Annotated in this window: 11 protein-coding genes; 3 read left to right on the top strand and 8 right to left on the bottom strand. The window is 69.2% G+C overall.

The window, feature by feature from the left end; translation table 11 throughout:
* Position 1: 1 nt before the first annotated feature.
* The 4 genes from mbtD to G6N26_RS00995 are packed head-to-tail and all read right to left on the bottom strand — an operon-like array spanning position 2 to position 8,662.
* Entirely contained in the window at positions 2–3,055 is a 3,054-nt protein-coding gene (gene mbtD / locus G6N26_RS01010) for a mycobactin polyketide synthase MbtD (RefSeq protein WP_083016508.1), read from the bottom strand.
* Positions 3,055–4,395, bottom strand: coding sequence for a beta-ketoacyl [acyl carrier protein] synthase domain-containing protein (locus G6N26_RS01005; protein WP_372460803.1), 1,341 nt, complete (start codon positions 4,393–4,395; stop codon positions 3,055–3,057). The genes mbtD and G6N26_RS01005 overlap by 1 nt, the downstream gene beginning before the upstream one ends.
* Positions 4,392–5,150 (bottom strand): thioesterase II family protein, encoded by a 759-nt coding sequence (locus G6N26_RS01000; RefSeq protein WP_067166521.1) that lies wholly within the window; start codon positions 5,148–5,150, stop codon positions 4,392–4,394. The genes G6N26_RS01005 and G6N26_RS01000 overlap by 4 nt, the downstream gene beginning before the upstream one ends.
* A gap of 8 nt (positions 5,151–5,158) precedes the next feature.
* The gene (locus G6N26_RS00995; protein WP_083016505.1) at positions 5,159–8,662 is read right to left on the bottom strand and encodes a non-ribosomal peptide synthetase; all 3,504 of its coding nucleotides are present in this window, start codon (positions 8,660–8,662) and stop codon (positions 5,159–5,161) included.
* Positions 8,663–8,757: 95 nt separating this feature from the next.
* Between G6N26_RS00995 and G6N26_RS00990 the strand changes: the two genes are divergently transcribed.
* Positions 8,758–10,404 (top strand): (2,3-dihydroxybenzoyl)adenylate synthase, encoded by a 1,647-nt coding sequence (locus G6N26_RS00990; protein WP_083016501.1) that lies wholly within the window; start codon positions 8,758–8,760, stop codon positions 10,402–10,404.
* A gap of 23 nt (positions 10,405–10,427) precedes the next feature.
* Here the strand turns inward: G6N26_RS00990 and G6N26_RS00985 are convergent, their stop codons facing one another.
* Complete coding sequence (locus tag G6N26_RS00985) at positions 10,428–11,486, bottom strand: 3-deoxy-7-phosphoheptulonate synthase (RefSeq protein ID WP_067166532.1); 1,059 nt, start codon at positions 11,484–11,486, stop codon at positions 10,428–10,430.
* Positions 11,487–11,794: 308 nt separating this feature from the next.
* On the bottom strand, positions 11,795–12,655 hold the full coding sequence (locus tag G6N26_RS00980; RefSeq protein WP_083016498.1) for a LysR family transcriptional regulator: 861 nt from the start codon (positions 12,653–12,655) through the stop codon (positions 11,795–11,797).
* Between the two features lie 106 nt (positions 12,656–12,761).
* Here G6N26_RS00980 and G6N26_RS00975 point away from each other — a divergent pair, with 106 nt between their 5' ends.
* Positions 12,762–13,472: an SDR family oxidoreductase gene (locus G6N26_RS00975; protein ID WP_083016527.1), complete on the top strand. Its 711-nt coding sequence runs from the start codon at positions 12,762–12,764 to the stop codon at positions 13,470–13,472.
* Between the two features lie 42 nt (positions 13,473–13,514).
* Positions 13,515–13,880, top strand: coding sequence for a cupin domain-containing protein (locus tag G6N26_RS00970; protein ID WP_083016495.1), 366 nt, complete (start codon positions 13,515–13,517; stop codon positions 13,878–13,880).
* On the opposite strand, the gene G6N26_RS00965 is transcribed toward G6N26_RS00970, so the two are convergent.
* Together G6N26_RS00965 and G6N26_RS00960 are read right to left on the bottom strand one after the other, a co-directional pair.
* Positions 13,877–14,494 carry a TetR/AcrR family transcriptional regulator gene (locus G6N26_RS00965; protein WP_083016493.1) on the bottom strand — a complete coding sequence of 206 codons (618 nt, stop codon included), beginning with the start codon at positions 14,492–14,494 and terminating at the stop codon, positions 13,877–13,879. The two genes, G6N26_RS00970 and G6N26_RS00965, sit on opposite strands and share 4 nt — an antisense overlap.
* A gap of 95 nt (positions 14,495–14,589) precedes the next feature.
* Positions 14,590–15,336 (bottom strand): maleylpyruvate isomerase family mycothiol-dependent enzyme, encoded by a 747-nt coding sequence (locus tag G6N26_RS00960; RefSeq protein WP_083016491.1) that lies wholly within the window; start codon positions 15,334–15,336, stop codon positions 14,590–14,592.
* Positions 15,337–15,343 lie beyond the last annotated feature (7 nt).

The following is a 15,343-nucleotide window of genomic DNA, read 5'->3' as shown; positions in this document are numbered from 1 at the left end:
GCTAGGAGTCCAACCTTTCGAGCATCGCGAGCGTTGAGTGGTGCGCACCGCTGGCGGCGCCGGTGCGCTCGATGGGGGGCGGCGTGGGGCCGCCGGGTGTGTCGGAGCGCAGCGCGTCGATCAGCTCGTCGACGGTGATGCCGCCGAGCATGCGGGCTACCGGAACCGAGTTCCCCACCGTCCGGCGCAGCCGCTTACGCAAATCGAGGGCGAGCAAGGAGTCCACCCCGAGGTCGATGAGCGACGTACCCGGGTCGATGGACAGCGAATCCCCCAAATGCAGTGTCGCGGCCAGTTCGGCCCGTACCACCTCGGCCAGCGGCTTCGCAGCGGCGACGCCTTCGGATGGACTGGCGTCACCGTTCGGCGTAGCGCTGAACGGCATTGGCATTCCCTGGCTTTCGAAGAACACCTGCAGCCGGTCGAAGTCGGCGTCGAAAATCAGCGGGTCGCCGTCGTAGCGGTACAGGCTGGCCTCGATCGCCGCCTCCGGCTCCATCGCCACCAGCCCGGAGCGTTCGGTGCGGGTGATCTCGTTGCCGACCACCACCCCGGCGCCCTGCCACAGTCCCCACCGGATCGCCGTGCAGTCGCGGCCTTGGGCGCGCAATTGGGCGGCCAGCACATCGAGCATCCGGTTCGACGCCGCATAGGCCGCGTGGCCGTGGCCGCCCCAGGCCCCGAACACCGACGAGCAGGCGAGGATTCGGCACTCCGGTCGCAGCGGCCACACCTCGGCCATCAGGGCCAGTCCGCGGACCTTGGCCGCGCACACGGCCGCCACATCAGCACCGGTGAGGTCGGAGCGCGAGCGCGCCTGCGCGATGCCCGCGGTATGGATCAGCAGCGACGCCCCCGCACCCGCGTGCGTCGCGGCCGCCGAGGCCAGTGCGGTGCGGTCGGTGATATCGCAGTGCGGGGCACGCACTTCGGCGCCGTGCCGGTCGGCGAGCTCGCGCAGTGCGGCCGGGTCCACGCCGGTGCGGCTCAACAGGGTGACGGTCCGCGCCCCGCGTTCGAGGCAGTACCGCGCATACTGCAGGCCGATGGCCCCGCTCCCGCCGGTGATCACCACGTCGTCCAGCGCGGCGGCATCGAAGGGCCGGCCGGTCGCCGATTCGCGGCACGCGCGGAAGGTTCGGACATGGCGCCGAACTTCGCTTCTCGGTGATTCGCCGCCCCGCAACGCCACCTCGGCCGCCTCGCCCGACAGCACGTCGACGACGGCCCGCGCGATCGCGGCGTCCACGTCGCGGCCCCCGAGGTCAAGATGCCCGAAGGCTTGGTCCGGGAATTCGAACCCGACGCTGCGATGCATCGCCGCCAGGGCCGCCTGCGCCGGCGAGACGTCGGTGTCATCCCGATCGACGTGTTCGGCGCCGACGGTCAGCAGCCACACGGCCCGGCACCGCGGGCCGATGAGCGCGGGGTAATCGGGTAGGCCGGCATCGGGCCGCGCGGCGATCTGCTCGAACGCGGCGGTGGCGTCGAGCTGGTCGAGACCCAGCGCGACTATCGCGAGGACCTCCGCCTCGTGCGGCGCTACCACGCGACAATCACTTTGTGCCGCAACGGCATCAGCGAGCAGGCGGGTCACCGCGTCATCACCGAAGAAGCCGATGTCGGGGCGTGCCGCGCTCAGACCGGTGGGCGGGGCGGTGTGCTGCCAGTCCTCGACGGCCACGGTCAGCGCGGGCGCCGACGCCGCTTCGGTCACTCGTTCGGGCGCCGCCCAGAGGTGCACCGCGCGCATCGGCGCGTTCGGGAAGCCTCGCAACGGAGCCTGGTCACCCGCCGGGACGGCGTCGGCCCAGCGACAGCCGGGGTCGGCGGTCGCGACGGCGGCGATGCTCGCCGCGAGCGACTCGGTGACCGGTCGGTCGCGGTGCCCCGAGCCGACGATGACCGACTCGTCGTCGACGATGTCGCCCAGCGGATAGAGCAGGGAGGGATGTGCCGAGAGCTCCACGAACGTGTCGGCCCCGCAGCTGCGGGCGTATTGCACGGCGAGATCGAATCGAACTGTGCCGCAGAGGTTCTCATACCAGTATTCCGAGAAATCGGTTGCCGCACCCAACTCTGCGCCGAGGGTGGAGCCGACGAATCGCACCGGCCCGTCCCGGAACCCCGACCGCGGCGTCAGCTCGGCCAGGCTGGCACGTAACGGCCGTAGCGCACTGGTGTGGCCGGGGTAGTCGACGGACAGTTGATGGGTGAAGATGCCGCGCTGCTGTGCCAGCCGCACCGCGGCGGCGACCGCGTCGTGATCGCCTGCGACCACGGTCGACGACGGCCCGTTGACGGCCGAAACCTCCACCCAGCCGGGCGATTCGGCCAGCAGCGACTCGGCGACGTCGAGGCCGGTGCCCAGCACCGCCATCGCGTAGCGGCCCGTCAGCGTGCCGACCACGGTGGCGCGGGCGACCACCAGGGCGACGGCATCGGGCAGCGAGATGGCTTCCGCCACATAGGCCGCCGCGACCTCACCGAGGCTGTGGCCGATGGTGATATCGGGCAGCACCCCCCACGATCGCCATGCCTCGGCCAGGCTGACCGCGTGGGTGAACTGCGCTCCCTGAATTTCGGGACGTGACCAGCTGCGCTCTTCTTCTCCCACCAGATACGGCAGCGGAGAGGCGAATCCGGCGACGACGAACTCTTCCGCGCAGCGGTCGGCCGCCTCGCGGTAGGCGGGCAGCCGCCGGTAGGCGTCGGCGCCCATCGCCTGCCATTGATTGCCCTGGCCGGGGAACACGAACGCGACGCGCGGCGGCGTCGTCTTCGCGGATTGCGTGACGAGTTCGTGTTCTTCGCCCCGCGCGATCGCCGACAGCCCGGCGACCAGCTCGGCGTCGCCGGACGCCCGCAGCACGGTGCGGTGCCGTCGCGCGCGCCGCAGCCGCAGCAGGGTCGATGCGACCGCGGCGGTCGTGCTCGGCGAGTCGATGCGGCCCAGGTAATCGAGGATCGCCGCGGCGTCGCGTCGGATCAGCTCCGGGTCGTGGGAGCTCAGCAGCACCGGGATACGCCCGTCGGGCAGATGGTGGGTGAGCATCACGCGACCTCGGGGACGGAAACGATCAGATGCGCGTTGGTGCCGGCGATCCCGAACGCGGACGCGGCCGCGATCCGCTGCCCGTCGATGGCCGGCCACGGCGTCAGCGTCTGCGCAAGCCGCAAACCCTGTTTGTCCCACTCGATTTCGGGGCTGGCGTTGTCGGCGTGCAGGGTGGGCGGAACGGCCCCGTGTTCGGCCGAGACCAGCACCTTGGCCAGTCCCAGCGCACCGGCGGCGGCCAACGAGTGGCCGACGTTGGACTTCACCGAACCCAGCAGCGCCCCGGCGCCGGCTTCGGTGTCGCCGTAGGTTTGTGCCAGCGAGCGCAATTCGGTGCGGTCGCCGAGCCGGGTGCCGGTGCCGTGGCCCTCGATCATGCCCACCTCGGCGGGCTTGATCCCGGCCTGGGTGATGGCCCGCTGGAACAGGCGAACCTGGGCGTCGCCGCTGGGCGCGCTGAGCCCGGCGCTGCGCCCGTCCTGGTTGATGGCGGTCGCGCGCACCTCGGCCAGGATCTGGCGGCCGGCGCGCAGGGCGGCCGACTTGCGTTGCAGCACGAACATCGCCGCCCCCTCGGCCCACACGGTTCCGCTGGCCTGCGCGCTGTAGGGGCGGCAGTACCCGTCATCGGAGAGGGCGTGTTGTTTGGAAAACTCGACGAAGAATCCCGGTGAGCCGAGCACGTTGACCCCGCCCGCGATGGCCATGTCGCAGTCGTCGTTCTGCAGGGAGCGCACCGCGACGTGGAAGGCCACCAGCGCGGAGGCGCACGAGGAATCCAGGGTCAGTGCCGGACCGGCCAATCCCAGCGTGTAGGCGATGCGGCCGGAGATGACGCTGAGTGCGGTTCCGGCGAGCAGATGGCCGCTGTGTTCGGAGAACCTGGCCATCTCGGGCCCGTAGCCGGTGGCGGAGGCGCCCACGAAGCAGCCCACGTCGTGCCCGGCAAGTTCGTCGGGATTGATGCCGCTGTTCTCGCACGCACGCCAGGCCACCCGGAGCGAAACCCGCTGCTGCGGGTCCATCACCACGGCCTCGCGGGGCGAGATGCCGAAGAACTCGGGATCGAATGTCGTTGCCCCGCTGAGGAATCCACCTCGGTCATGAATCTCTTTGAAACCGCTCCGCCGCGAGCCGGCGAGCAGTTCACGCACCGCCCAGCCGCGGTCCGTGGGAAACGGGCCCAGCGCCTCACGGCCGTGGGCCAGCAGATCCCAGTAGCCTTCGGCGTTTTCGATGCCGCCGGGCGCCTCGACGCCCATCCCCACGATCACCACGGGGTCGGCGCCCCCCGGCGCGGGGTGGCCGCCAAACCCGTTCTCGGACATCGACATCACCCGGCATTCACCTGCGCGGCGACCGCGTCGACGTGGTCGTAGACGTAGAAGTGCCCGCCGTCATACAGCGACATGGCAAAGGATCCGGCGGTGTGCCTCTCCCACTGGCGCAGCACGCCGGTCCCGATGCGGTGGTCGTCATGGCCACCCAACACGTGGATGTCGGCGCCGATGCGCACGTCGGGGCTGGGGTCGTAGCGGTTGAAGGCCTGGTAGTCGGCGCGCACCGCGGTGGTCAGCAGTTCCGAGAATTCTTCGTCGGCAAGCAGTTCCGGGTCGGTGCCGCCCAGATCGGCGATGTCCGCCAGCAGCCCGTCGTCACTGGTCGGCAGTTCGGGCATGTCCGCGACCACGCACGGCGGCGGGCCCGCCGATACCCAGAGCTTGCGGACGGCCGCGCCCTGCGCCTCGGCGACGCGGGCGAATTCGAAGGCGACGACGGCACCCATGCTGTGACCGAACAACGTCAGCGGTGCGACGCCGGGCCACGGCGCGGCCTGGAAGAGGCTGACGGCCAGGTCGTGCACGCTGTCGTGTGCGGGCTCGCTGAGGCGGTCCGCCCGCTGCGGGTACTGCACGACGTAGGTGTCGCGGCCCGCGGCCAGCGCCGCGGCCAGCACCCGATAGCCCGCGGCGGCCGCACCGGCGTGCGGGAATACCACCGTGGCGCCGGCTGACCCGTCGGTGCGGCCCCGGGTCAGCTTGATCCAGGACGGGAATGTGGAAGCCACGGTGATCAGATTATTCAATGTCATTGCGCCGTTTACGATTTCGCGAGTTGCTGAGAGGCTGACAGAACCGACTCGGCGTCCATGCCGATAACCTCCAGGTACAGCTCGGCGACCTGGTCGAGGCGGCCGGGGTCCTGCTCGCCGGCACTGAGGACCGTGGCCAGCGCCGACACGGTGCGGTTCGCGAAGATGTCGGCGACCATGATGTCCGGTGCGTCCAGCCAGGCCCGGATTCGGGCCACCGCCTGCGTGGCGAGCACCGAGTCGCCGCCGAGGGCGAAGAAGTCGTCGTCGACACCGATGTTGCGCCGGCCGAGCAGGTCACCCACGATCATGGCCAGCGCGGATTGCAGGGGCGTCGTCGGCGCGCGGTGGCCGGGTCGCCGCGATTGCGAGACGGCGCTTTCCAATTCGCGCGCCACGGCGCGCCGGTCGAGCTTTCCGGCGTCGGTGAAGCCGATCCGCTCCACCACCGTGATGTGGCGCGGGATCATATGCGCGGGAACGAGCTTGGCGAGAGACCGGCGGATTCCCTCGGCGGTCACGGCAGCGTCGTCCGTGCACACCTGCGCGGCCAGCACGTCGGATTCCCCGGATACAGTGACCAGGGCCGTCACCGCCGTGCGTACCCCGGGCACGCGCCGCAGCGAGGTTTCGATCTCGCCGAGCTCGACGCGGTAGCCGCTGATCTTGACGCGGTGGTCGGCGCGGCCGACGAATTCGAGGGTGCCGTCGGGCCAGTAGCGAACCAAATCGCCGGTGCGATACCAGGTTCGGCCGTCGTGCTGGACGAAGCGTTCCGCGGTGAGATCGGGGCGTCCGCGGTAGCCGCGCGCGATGCCGCGGCCCGACACCCAATACTCGCCGGGAACCCAGTCGGGACAGTCGGCGCCGGTGTCGTCGACGACGCGGCAGGCGTTGTTGGGCAGCGGTACGCCGAAGGGCAGCGCCGTCCAGTCGTCCGGTATCGGCTCGGTCACTTCGAAAATGGTGTTGTGCACCGGTGTTTCGGTGGCGCCGCCGAGGCCGGCGAACCGGAGGTTGGGGGCTTCGGCCCGCAGCCTGCGCACCACCTCGGGCCGCACCCAGTCGCCCCCGGTGGGCACGACCCGCACCGAGGACAGCCGCCCCCGGCCGACCTCGACCAGCATCTCGAGCCAGCCGGGCATGAAATGCAGCACCGTGACCTGGTGAGTGTCGATGAGGCGGGCCCAGGCATCGGGATCGCGTCGCTGCGCTTCGTCGACCACCACGATGGACCCGCCGGTGCGCAGGGTGACGAACACGTCCATCACCGAGATGTCACCCTCCAGGGTCGACAGGGCCAGGCATCGATCGGCGGGGCCGATCTCGAAGTGGCGGCCGATGAATTCCACGGTGTTCATCGCCGCGTCGTGGGTGACCTCGACGCCCTTGGGCTCGCCGGTTGAGCCGGAGGTGAACAACACGTAGGCGAGGCCGGCGGGATCGATTCTCGCGGATGCGATTTCGGCGCTCGGCGGGGCGTCGCGAAGGACGTCGGCGAGCACCACCTCGGGCACCGGCATGGACAGCCGTTGTCCGCCGCACACCACGGCCAGGCGCACCCCGCCGGATTCGAGGATGCGCTCGGCACGGTCGCGTGGCTGGTCGACGCCGATCGGCAGATAGACGGCACCGACGGACAGGATGCCCAGCAGCGCCGGAATCTGCTCGGCGGTTTTGGGTCCCATGACCGCGACGGTGTCGCCGGCGGTGACGCCGGCCGCTCGCAGCGCGGCCGCGACCGCCAGCGCCTGGTCGCGCAGCTGCGCGTAGCTGAGGTCACCGGTGCTGGCGAAGACCGCCGGCGCGTCGGGCTGGCGCTCGGCTTGCCGGAAGAACCCGTCGTGCAAGGCTTCTCCGCTCGGTTCCGCGGTGCGACCGTTGGTCGCCGCGCGCACCGCGCGCTGAGCCTCGGGCAGCGCCGGCGGGCCCGGCGCGTCCCAGGCGTCGGCGGCCGAGGCCAGCCGGAGCAGCTCGTCGATGTGGTAGGCGAACATCGCGTCGATGACCCCGGCGGGGAAGATGCCTTCGCGCACATCCCAATTCACCAGGACGCCGCCGTCGAACTCGGTGACCTGCGCGTCGAGCAGCACCTGTGGCCCCTGCGAGATGATCCATCCCGGTGTGCCGAATTGGCCGGTCACTTCGGAGCTGAACAGTTCGCCGAGTCCGAGCGCGCTGGTGAAGACGACGGGTGCGAGCACCTGGGTACCGCGATGACGGCTGAGGTCACGCAGCACCGACAGCCCGGGATAGGCCGAATGGGCGGCGGCGGTGCGCATCGCGTCCTGCACCACCTGTGCCCGCGCCGCGGCGGTGTCGGCGCCGATCAGGTCGACGTCGAGCAGCAGCGAGGAGGTGAAGTCACCGACCAGCGAGTCGACGTCCGGGTGCAGCCCCTGGCGCCCGAACAGCGGGACGTTCAGCAGGAAGCGCGAGGCCGTCGACCAGCGCGCCAGGGTGTTGGCGAAGCCCGCGGCCAGCGCCATCGCCGGGGTGACTCCGCGCGCCTGGGCGCGGGCGAAGAGCGCATCGCGGGTCTGCGGGTCCAGCCAGTGCCAGCGCCGGGTGCTCTGGTTGCCGGCGCGGCCCGCCGCGGTCGGCAGGCCGGGCGGGTCCGGCAGCTCCGGAAGGCGCTGCGCCCACCAGGCGCGGTCGGCGTCACGGGTGGGTTGCGGCCGTGCCTCTTCGGCCTCGATGGCTTGGCGGTACTGCCGGTAGGTGTAGTTCAGGGCGGGCAGGTCGCGGCCGAGGTAGAGCGCCGCCAGGTCGGACATCAGAGTGCGATAGCTCATCGCGTCGGCGGCCTGCATGTCCAGGTCGACGTGGAGCCGGGACCGTTGGTCCGGGAGCAGCGTCACCGCCAGCTCGAACACGGCGCCGTCGAGCTGCTGGTGTGACTTGGCGGCGCGGATGGCGGCGAGCCGCTGATCGGCCTCGGCGCTGTTCAGCTCGCGCAGGTCCTCGACGTGCACCGCGAAGGCACCGCACTCCTCGGCCGGGGAGATGCGCTGGGTGCCGTCGGGCAGGAACCGCACCCGCAGCATCGGATGGCGCCGGGCCAGCGCGGTGGCCGCCGTGCGCAGGCGTTCCGGATTGATCGGTCCGCCGTCGAATTCGACGTAGAGGTGGCCCGCCACCCCGCCGAGCTGCTGGTTGTCCTGGCGGCCGACCCACATCGCATGCTGCATCGGGGCCAGCGAAAAGGGCTCGTCCTCCCCGGGCGGGGCGGCATCCGAGGGGCCAGCGGCGGGCTCGGCCGGCCGATCGTCGCTCGGCCCGCCGGCGGTGACCAATCGCGCCCAGGCGTCGACCGTCGGCGTTTCGGCCAGCGTGGCGAAGTCGACAGCGATGCCCTGGCGGCGCCAGCGCCCGGCCAGGGTCATGATCCGGATGGAGTCCAGGCCCTGACCGATGAGGTTGCTGCCCGGCTGAACTGCATCGACGTCGACGCCGAGCAATTCGGCCACCTCCGCCCGGATGTCCTCCGAGCGTGCCGGGGCGTGCACCACAGACCCTCCCTGAATTAGCACAGGCTGCCCTAATTTTTTGGTTACCCTATCCTTACTCCCTGCATCCCCGCTACTAAGCCCCCGTCTAAGGAGCCATGAGCCCGAACACACCGCAGCCCTCGGCCGACGCCGTCGACGGGTTCGTGCCATTCCCCGCTGATCGCGCAGCCGCCTACCGGGCGGCCGGTTATTGGACGGGCCGGACCCTGGACGCGATCCTGACCGACGCGACACGGCAGTGGCCCGACCGAATCGCCGTGCTCGACGCCGTGGGCGGTACCGGCTTCAGTTATGCGGACCTCGACGACCAGGCTAACCGCGCCGCCGGGGGGCTGCGGGCACTGGGTATCGCACCCGGCGACCGGGTGCTGCTGCAGCTGCCCAACGGCTGCCAGTTCGCGGTGGCGCTGTTCGGGCTGCTGCGGGCGGGGGCGATCCCGGTGATGTGCCTGCCGGGACACCGGGCCGCCGAACTCGGGCATTTCGCCGCGGTCAGCGGCGCCACCGGGTTGTTGATTCCCGATACCGCAGCCGGTTTCGACTATCGGACGATGGCGCTCGGACTCGTCGAGGAACACCCAACGCTGCGGCACGTCCTCGTCGACGGCGACCCGGGGCCCTTCACCTCGTGGGCGCGGTTGTGCGAGCAGGCGCCCATCACCCCGCCGCCCCCGCCACGCGACCCGGGATCGCCTGCGCTGCTTCTGGTTTCCGGTGGCACCACCGGCACCCCCAAACTCATCCCCCGCACCCATGACGATTACGTGTTGAATGCGACGGCCAGCGCCGAACTCTGCGGACTCACCGGCGACGACGTCTATCTGGCGGTGCTGTCGGCCGGCCACAATTTTCCGCTCGCCTGCCCCGGTCTGCTCGGCGCCATGACGGTGGGCGCCACCACCGTGTTCGGCACCGACCCCAGCCCCGAGGCGGCCTTCGCCGCCATCGACCGCCATGGCGTCACGGTCACCGCCCTGGTGCCGGCTCTGGCGAAACTGTGGGCGCAGGCCTGCGAGTGGGAACCGGTGACCCCGAAAACCTTGCGGCTCTTGCAGGTTGGGGGCGCCAAGCTGGAGCCCGAGGACGCCCGCCTGGTACGCGGCGCCTTGACGCCGGGCCTGCAGCAGGTGTTCGGGATGGCCGAGGGGTTGCTGAACTACACGCGCCTGGATGATCCACCCGAACTCACCGAGCACACGCAGGGGCGGCCGTTGTCTGCCGCCGACGAATTGCGCGTCGTCGATGCGGCCGGTGGGCCGGTGCCCGCGGGTGCGGAAGGCGAATTGCTGGTCCGCGGGCCCTACACGTTCAACGGCTATTTTCGCGCCGAGCGCGACAACGAGCGCTGCTTTGACCCCGACGGCTTCTTCCGCAGTGGCGACCTGGTTCGGCTCACCGACGACGGCTACGTGGTGGTCACCGGCCGCGTCAAAGATGTCATCTGCCGCGGCGGGGAAACCATCTCCGCGGCAGACCTCGAGGAGCAGATGCACAGCCACCCGGCGATCTTCTCGGCGGCCGCGGTGGCGCTGCCCGATCCTTACCTGGGCGAGAAAGTCTGCGCGGCAGTCGTTTTCACGGGCCAGGAGCTAACGCTGGCGGAGCTGAACGGCTACCTCGACGAGCGCGGCGTGGCCAGGCACGCGCGGCCCGACGTCTTGGTCCCGATGACCGCGCTGCCCACCACGCCGATCGGCAAGATCGACAAAAAGGCGATCGCCGGCCAGATTTCGGCAGGCTAAGCGCCGCACCGCGCGCTACCCGATCAGCCCAGCGCCGCGTAAAGTTCCGCCAGCAGGTCAGCTGTGGTCGCGAAGTCCATGCAGGCGTCGGTGACGGATTGGCCGTAGGTGAGTTCGCCGCTGAGCGATTGGGCGCCGGCCACCAGGAAGCTTTCCAGCATCAGGCCGGCGATGCCGCGCTCGCCCGCCGCGATGCGAGCGGTCACCTCGGCGGCGACCTCGGCCTGTCGCGCATGGTCTTTGGCGGAGTTGGCGTGCGAACAGTCGATCATGACCAGCTCGGACAGGCCGGCCTTGCGCAACCGCTCGATCGCCGTAATCACCGAGGCCGCATCGTAATTCGGGCCGGCGGTGCCGCCCCGCAGGATCACGTGGCAGTCGGGATTGCCCATGGTCTCGACGACGGCCGCGCGACCCACGTCATCGGTTCCGAAGAAATGGTGCGCCGCCGCTGCGGCTTTGACACCGTCGATGGCGACTTGGATGTTGCCGTCGGTGCCGTTCTTGAATCCGATGGGCATCGACAACCCCGATGCCAGCTGGCGGTGCACCTGCGACTCGGTGGTCCGGGCGCCGATGGCGCCCCAGGCGACCGCGTCGGCGATGTACTGCGGGCTGGTGGGTTCCAGGAATTCGCACCCCACCGGGAGGCCGACGTCGATGATGTCGAGCAACAACCCTCGTGCGGTGCGGATGCCGCGTTCCACGTCGAAGCTGCCATCCATGGCGGGGTCGTTGATGAGCCCCTTCCAGCCCACGGTGGTGCGCGGCTTTTCGAAGTAGACCCGCATCACGATCTTCAGTCGTTCGGCGTACTGGGCGGCAAGGGGGGCGAGCCGGCGCGCGTAGTCGAGCGCGGCGACGGGATCGTGCACCGAGCAGGGGCCGACCACGAGGAGAAGTCGGTCGTCGTGGCCGGCCAGGATAGCCGACACCTCGTCGCGGTCGCGCTGGACGGCTTTGGCGCGCGCCGGGGTCAGCGGCAGTTCGGTGCGAATCGCGGCGGGGGCCGAAAGTTCCCGGAACGAGACGATCCGATGGTCAGACGTGTCGACAGCTGGGGTGAATTCGGTGAGGGACATGGTGGGTGTGTCTTTCTGTGTTGGCTGCCAGGGCACGCCCGCTGGTTCCCGATGCCCTGAAAAGCGAAAAGCAGCGACCTTGTGGTCACTGCTGGGCTCCGGGTCTCAGTCGTGCGGGTGCGTCAACCAGACGCCCCATCGCCGGCTCCGCCCGGAGCCTCGATAAAGCGCCAATACGCGCGCACGCCGGTGTTCACGTCGGCGAACATACCATGTGGTACCGGGCCGCTTGACAACCCGTCACGGCATCCGAGGGGTCATCGACAGGCGTGAACCCAGCAGAGACCGCAAAGTCGTTGTCGCCGAACCTAATCGAGAGCCAGTGCGGCGACCTGCTCGAGAAACGCCCGTGCGGGTGCGGACGCACTCGCGGACACCGCGATGCCCAGACGCCGTTCGGTCAGAGGCGACAGCGGCCGCACCACGACACCGGGCAGCTCGGGGAGGCCGGCGCTGGGCAGGATGCTCACGCCCAACCCGGCCCGCACGATTTCGAGCGTCGCCCCGATTTCGCGGGCCTCGAAGGCCAGGTCGAATTCGATGCCCTCCCGCCGCGCAATCGGCATGAACACGTCGGCGCAGCCGCCGGTACCGCGAACAAAAGGCTCCTTGGCCAGGTCGGCGTAGGTGACGATGGCATTGGACGCCAGCCAGCTGTCGGCCGGCACCACCGCGACCATTTCTTGGACGCCGAGCACCGCCACGTCGAGGCCCTTGCTCGGGAGGCTGACCACCCCGGCCTCGGCGGCGCCCTGGTCGAGCCAATCCAAGATTTCTTCCTTGCTCCCCTCCAGCAGCCGGATGGTGACGGCCGGATGGCGCTGGGCGAAGGTCCGGAGTTGCGGCGCGACGAGCGTGGCGGTCGCGGTCGGCAGGCTGGCCAGATTCAGCGTCCCGGTGATGTCGCCCGCCAATCCGGCGACCTCGGTGCGCATCAACGCCAACTGCCGCACCGCCTCCCGCGCATGCGTTAGTGCCACGGCCCCGGCCTCGGTCAGCGAGAGGCCGTCCCTTCGACGCAGGAACAGCGGCAACCCCAATTCCTTTTCGAGCGTGGCGACGGTGCGGCTGACGGCCGGCTGCGAGAGCCCCAGCCGCCGGCTCGCCGCCGTGAAACCGCCTTGGTCGACCACCGCAATAAACGTCTTGAGCTGTGACAACGTCGTCATCCAACCTCCATAAGGTCAAGGTCATCAGCCATATCAACAACGTTATGTCCGATTGGCTTTCCAAAACGTTTGAGTAATCATACGAATGCGTTCGAAGGAGGACACCATGACCGCAAAGCGAGTGCTGATCACCGGGGCGTCGAAGGGAATCGGCCGGGCCGTCGCCGACCGTCTCGCGGCGTCGGGCGACATGCCCGTTGGCCTCGCGCGCACCAGGCCGGACGACTTCCCGGGTGAGTTCTACGCGGTGGACCTCACCGACCGTGCCGACACCGGCGCGGTGCTCGGGCGAGCCCTGCGGGATCGGCGCGTCGACGCCGTGGTCAACAACGTCGGCGTAGCGCGGTTCGGGCGGATCGGCTCGATCGAGTTGGATGACCTGTTCACCACCTACGACCTGAACGTGCGCACCGCCGTGCAGGTCGTCCAGGCGGTGCTGCCCGGGATGGTGGCCGCCGGGTGGGGCCGCATCGTCAACGTCACGAGCATGACGACGCTGGGCACCGCGGAGCGCACGCCCTACGCCGCGACCAAGGCGGCGCTGGAAGCGTGCACGCGGATCTGGGCGGGCGAGCTCGCACAGTCCGGCATCACGGTCAACGCGGTGGCGCCCGGGCCGATCGAAACCGAGATGTACCGCGAGCTCAGTCCGGCCGGATCCGAGCGCGAAGCCCGTCTCTTGCAAGCTATTCCGCTGCGCCGGCTTGGCACACCGCGCGAGATCGCACACGCCATCTGCGCTCTTCTGGACGAGGACGCCGGCTATATCACAGGTCAGATCATTCGCGCCGACGGCGGCGGCAGCATCGCCGCGTGACGATGCTGGGCGCGAAGTCTCGCGACGAGGAAGGCTAATCCCATGAGCCACAACGTGTTACAGAATGTCATCGCACCGGCGGAAATCATCTGGCACGAGACCGACCTGGGGCCGAGCTTCTGGGTCAGTGACGAGCTCGCCGGCGATGATTACTCCGCACGATTCAGTGCGCAGTTGACGAAGTTCGGCCCCGGCGGGGGATCCTCGCCGCATCATCACCGTTACAACCATGCGTTCTGTTTCCTCAGCGGGGCCGGCGTGGTCCAGCTCGGCGAACATTGCTGGGAGACCAAGCCGGGCACCTTCGTCAAGGTGCCCGCCAACGTCGTGCACAGTCTGACGAATCTGGGTTCTGACGAACTCGTTTTCCTGGTCATCTACGACCCGCCACACATGGCGACCGACTAGTCAACAGCGTTGGTGCGCAACGCGTTAAGCAGCCTGTCCATCACCACGCCGGCGTCCACCCGCGCCTGGTGATAATCGGCAGCGCGCGCAATGTAGAGCGTTGCTTCGCGCAGCGCCCCCATGATCGTCAGAGCCGTCGCCTCGACGGGCTGGCGCGGGATGCTGCCGGACTCAATGGCATCGGTCAACAGCCCCGTGACAAATCCGATGTTGTATCGGTGCCCGATGGCGCTCCAGCGTTCCCATCCCAGCACCGCCAGCGCCTCGAGCAAGACGATGCGCTGAATCTCGGGGTCGGCGCACGCGTCCAACCAGAGGCCTGCACACAGCCGCATGATCTCGACGGGATCGGACTGTCCCGCGGCGGCAACGGCCTCTGCCATCCGGGCGGCCATCTCCCCCTCCACCTGTTCGAACACCGCCGCGAATAACTCTGTCTTGTCGGCGAAATGGTGATACAGGGCGCCGCGGGTCACCCCGGCGTCGCGAACGATCGTCTCCAGTGATGCCTCGGTAAACCCCAACGACGCGAACAACGGGCGGGCGGCAGCGACCAGCGCTTCACGCGTGCCGGCAGCCCGCTCGGCCTGTGTGCGGCGATCGCCCTTCGCCATCAATCCCTACCTCTCACGTGTGCATTCTCATACATACCGCGCAGAGATCGCGGGATGCCCTGCCGCAGGGCGTCGGGTCGGGGCCCGCAGTGGACTCAGAACACCCTGATCTGGCGCACTATGTTCAGAGTTGATGGATCCCCTTCTGCCCGAACGCCCAAGCTTTCCCACGTACCGCGTTGGGTAACCCACCGCACGAAGGCTTGCGAATCGGACGTGATGCGCGCGGCGACATCGTCGTGGTCGCCGATGCGCAGGATCCGAGGACACAGCCCCTCGAGGCGAAGCTCCACGCCTGTCCGTAATTCGTTGAGCAGACTCGTGTTCTGCTGCGGGAGTGCCGCTTCGATCCAATCAAGGGTGGGGATAAGCCGTAGCTCGTCGACCGGTGGCGGGTCCCCTTGCAGCGGTCCGTCCGGCGCAAAGAGGTCGTACCGGATGTGAACGAAGGCTTCGAAGACGAAGGTTGTCGGCACGACCGATGCCGGATAGGTGCCAACATCGCCGATCGGTATGTCGACATTTTGGCCTTCAATCGCGGCGAGCACCTCTAGACCGCGTGCGCTCACCGATTCATAGTCGGCCACAACCTCGTCGGGCGTCATAGAGCGTCGCGACTCAATATAAATGTCCGCCGCGCGCTCAGCGGGCAATCCTCCAGGATCGGGCAGAGCCGACGGATCGACAGCCAACCAGAAGCTGCAGGCCATGTGCGACACCAGATCCTGCACCGACCAGCCAGAGCATCCACTGTCCATCGCCCATATCGAATCCGGCATCTGCGAGCAAAGCTCCAGAACGGTTGTGCGTTCTTCGGCTATGGCTTCAAGCACGGCACCCATGTCTCCA

The sequence above is a fragment of the Mycobacterium marseillense genome (genome assembly GCF_010731675.1).
Lineage (GTDB): Bacteria > Actinomycetota > Actinomycetes > Mycobacteriales > Mycobacteriaceae > Mycobacterium > Mycobacterium marseillense.
The sequence above is the reverse complement of the archived record's forward strand: the minus strand, read 5'-3'. Positions and strand labels throughout refer to the sequence as shown.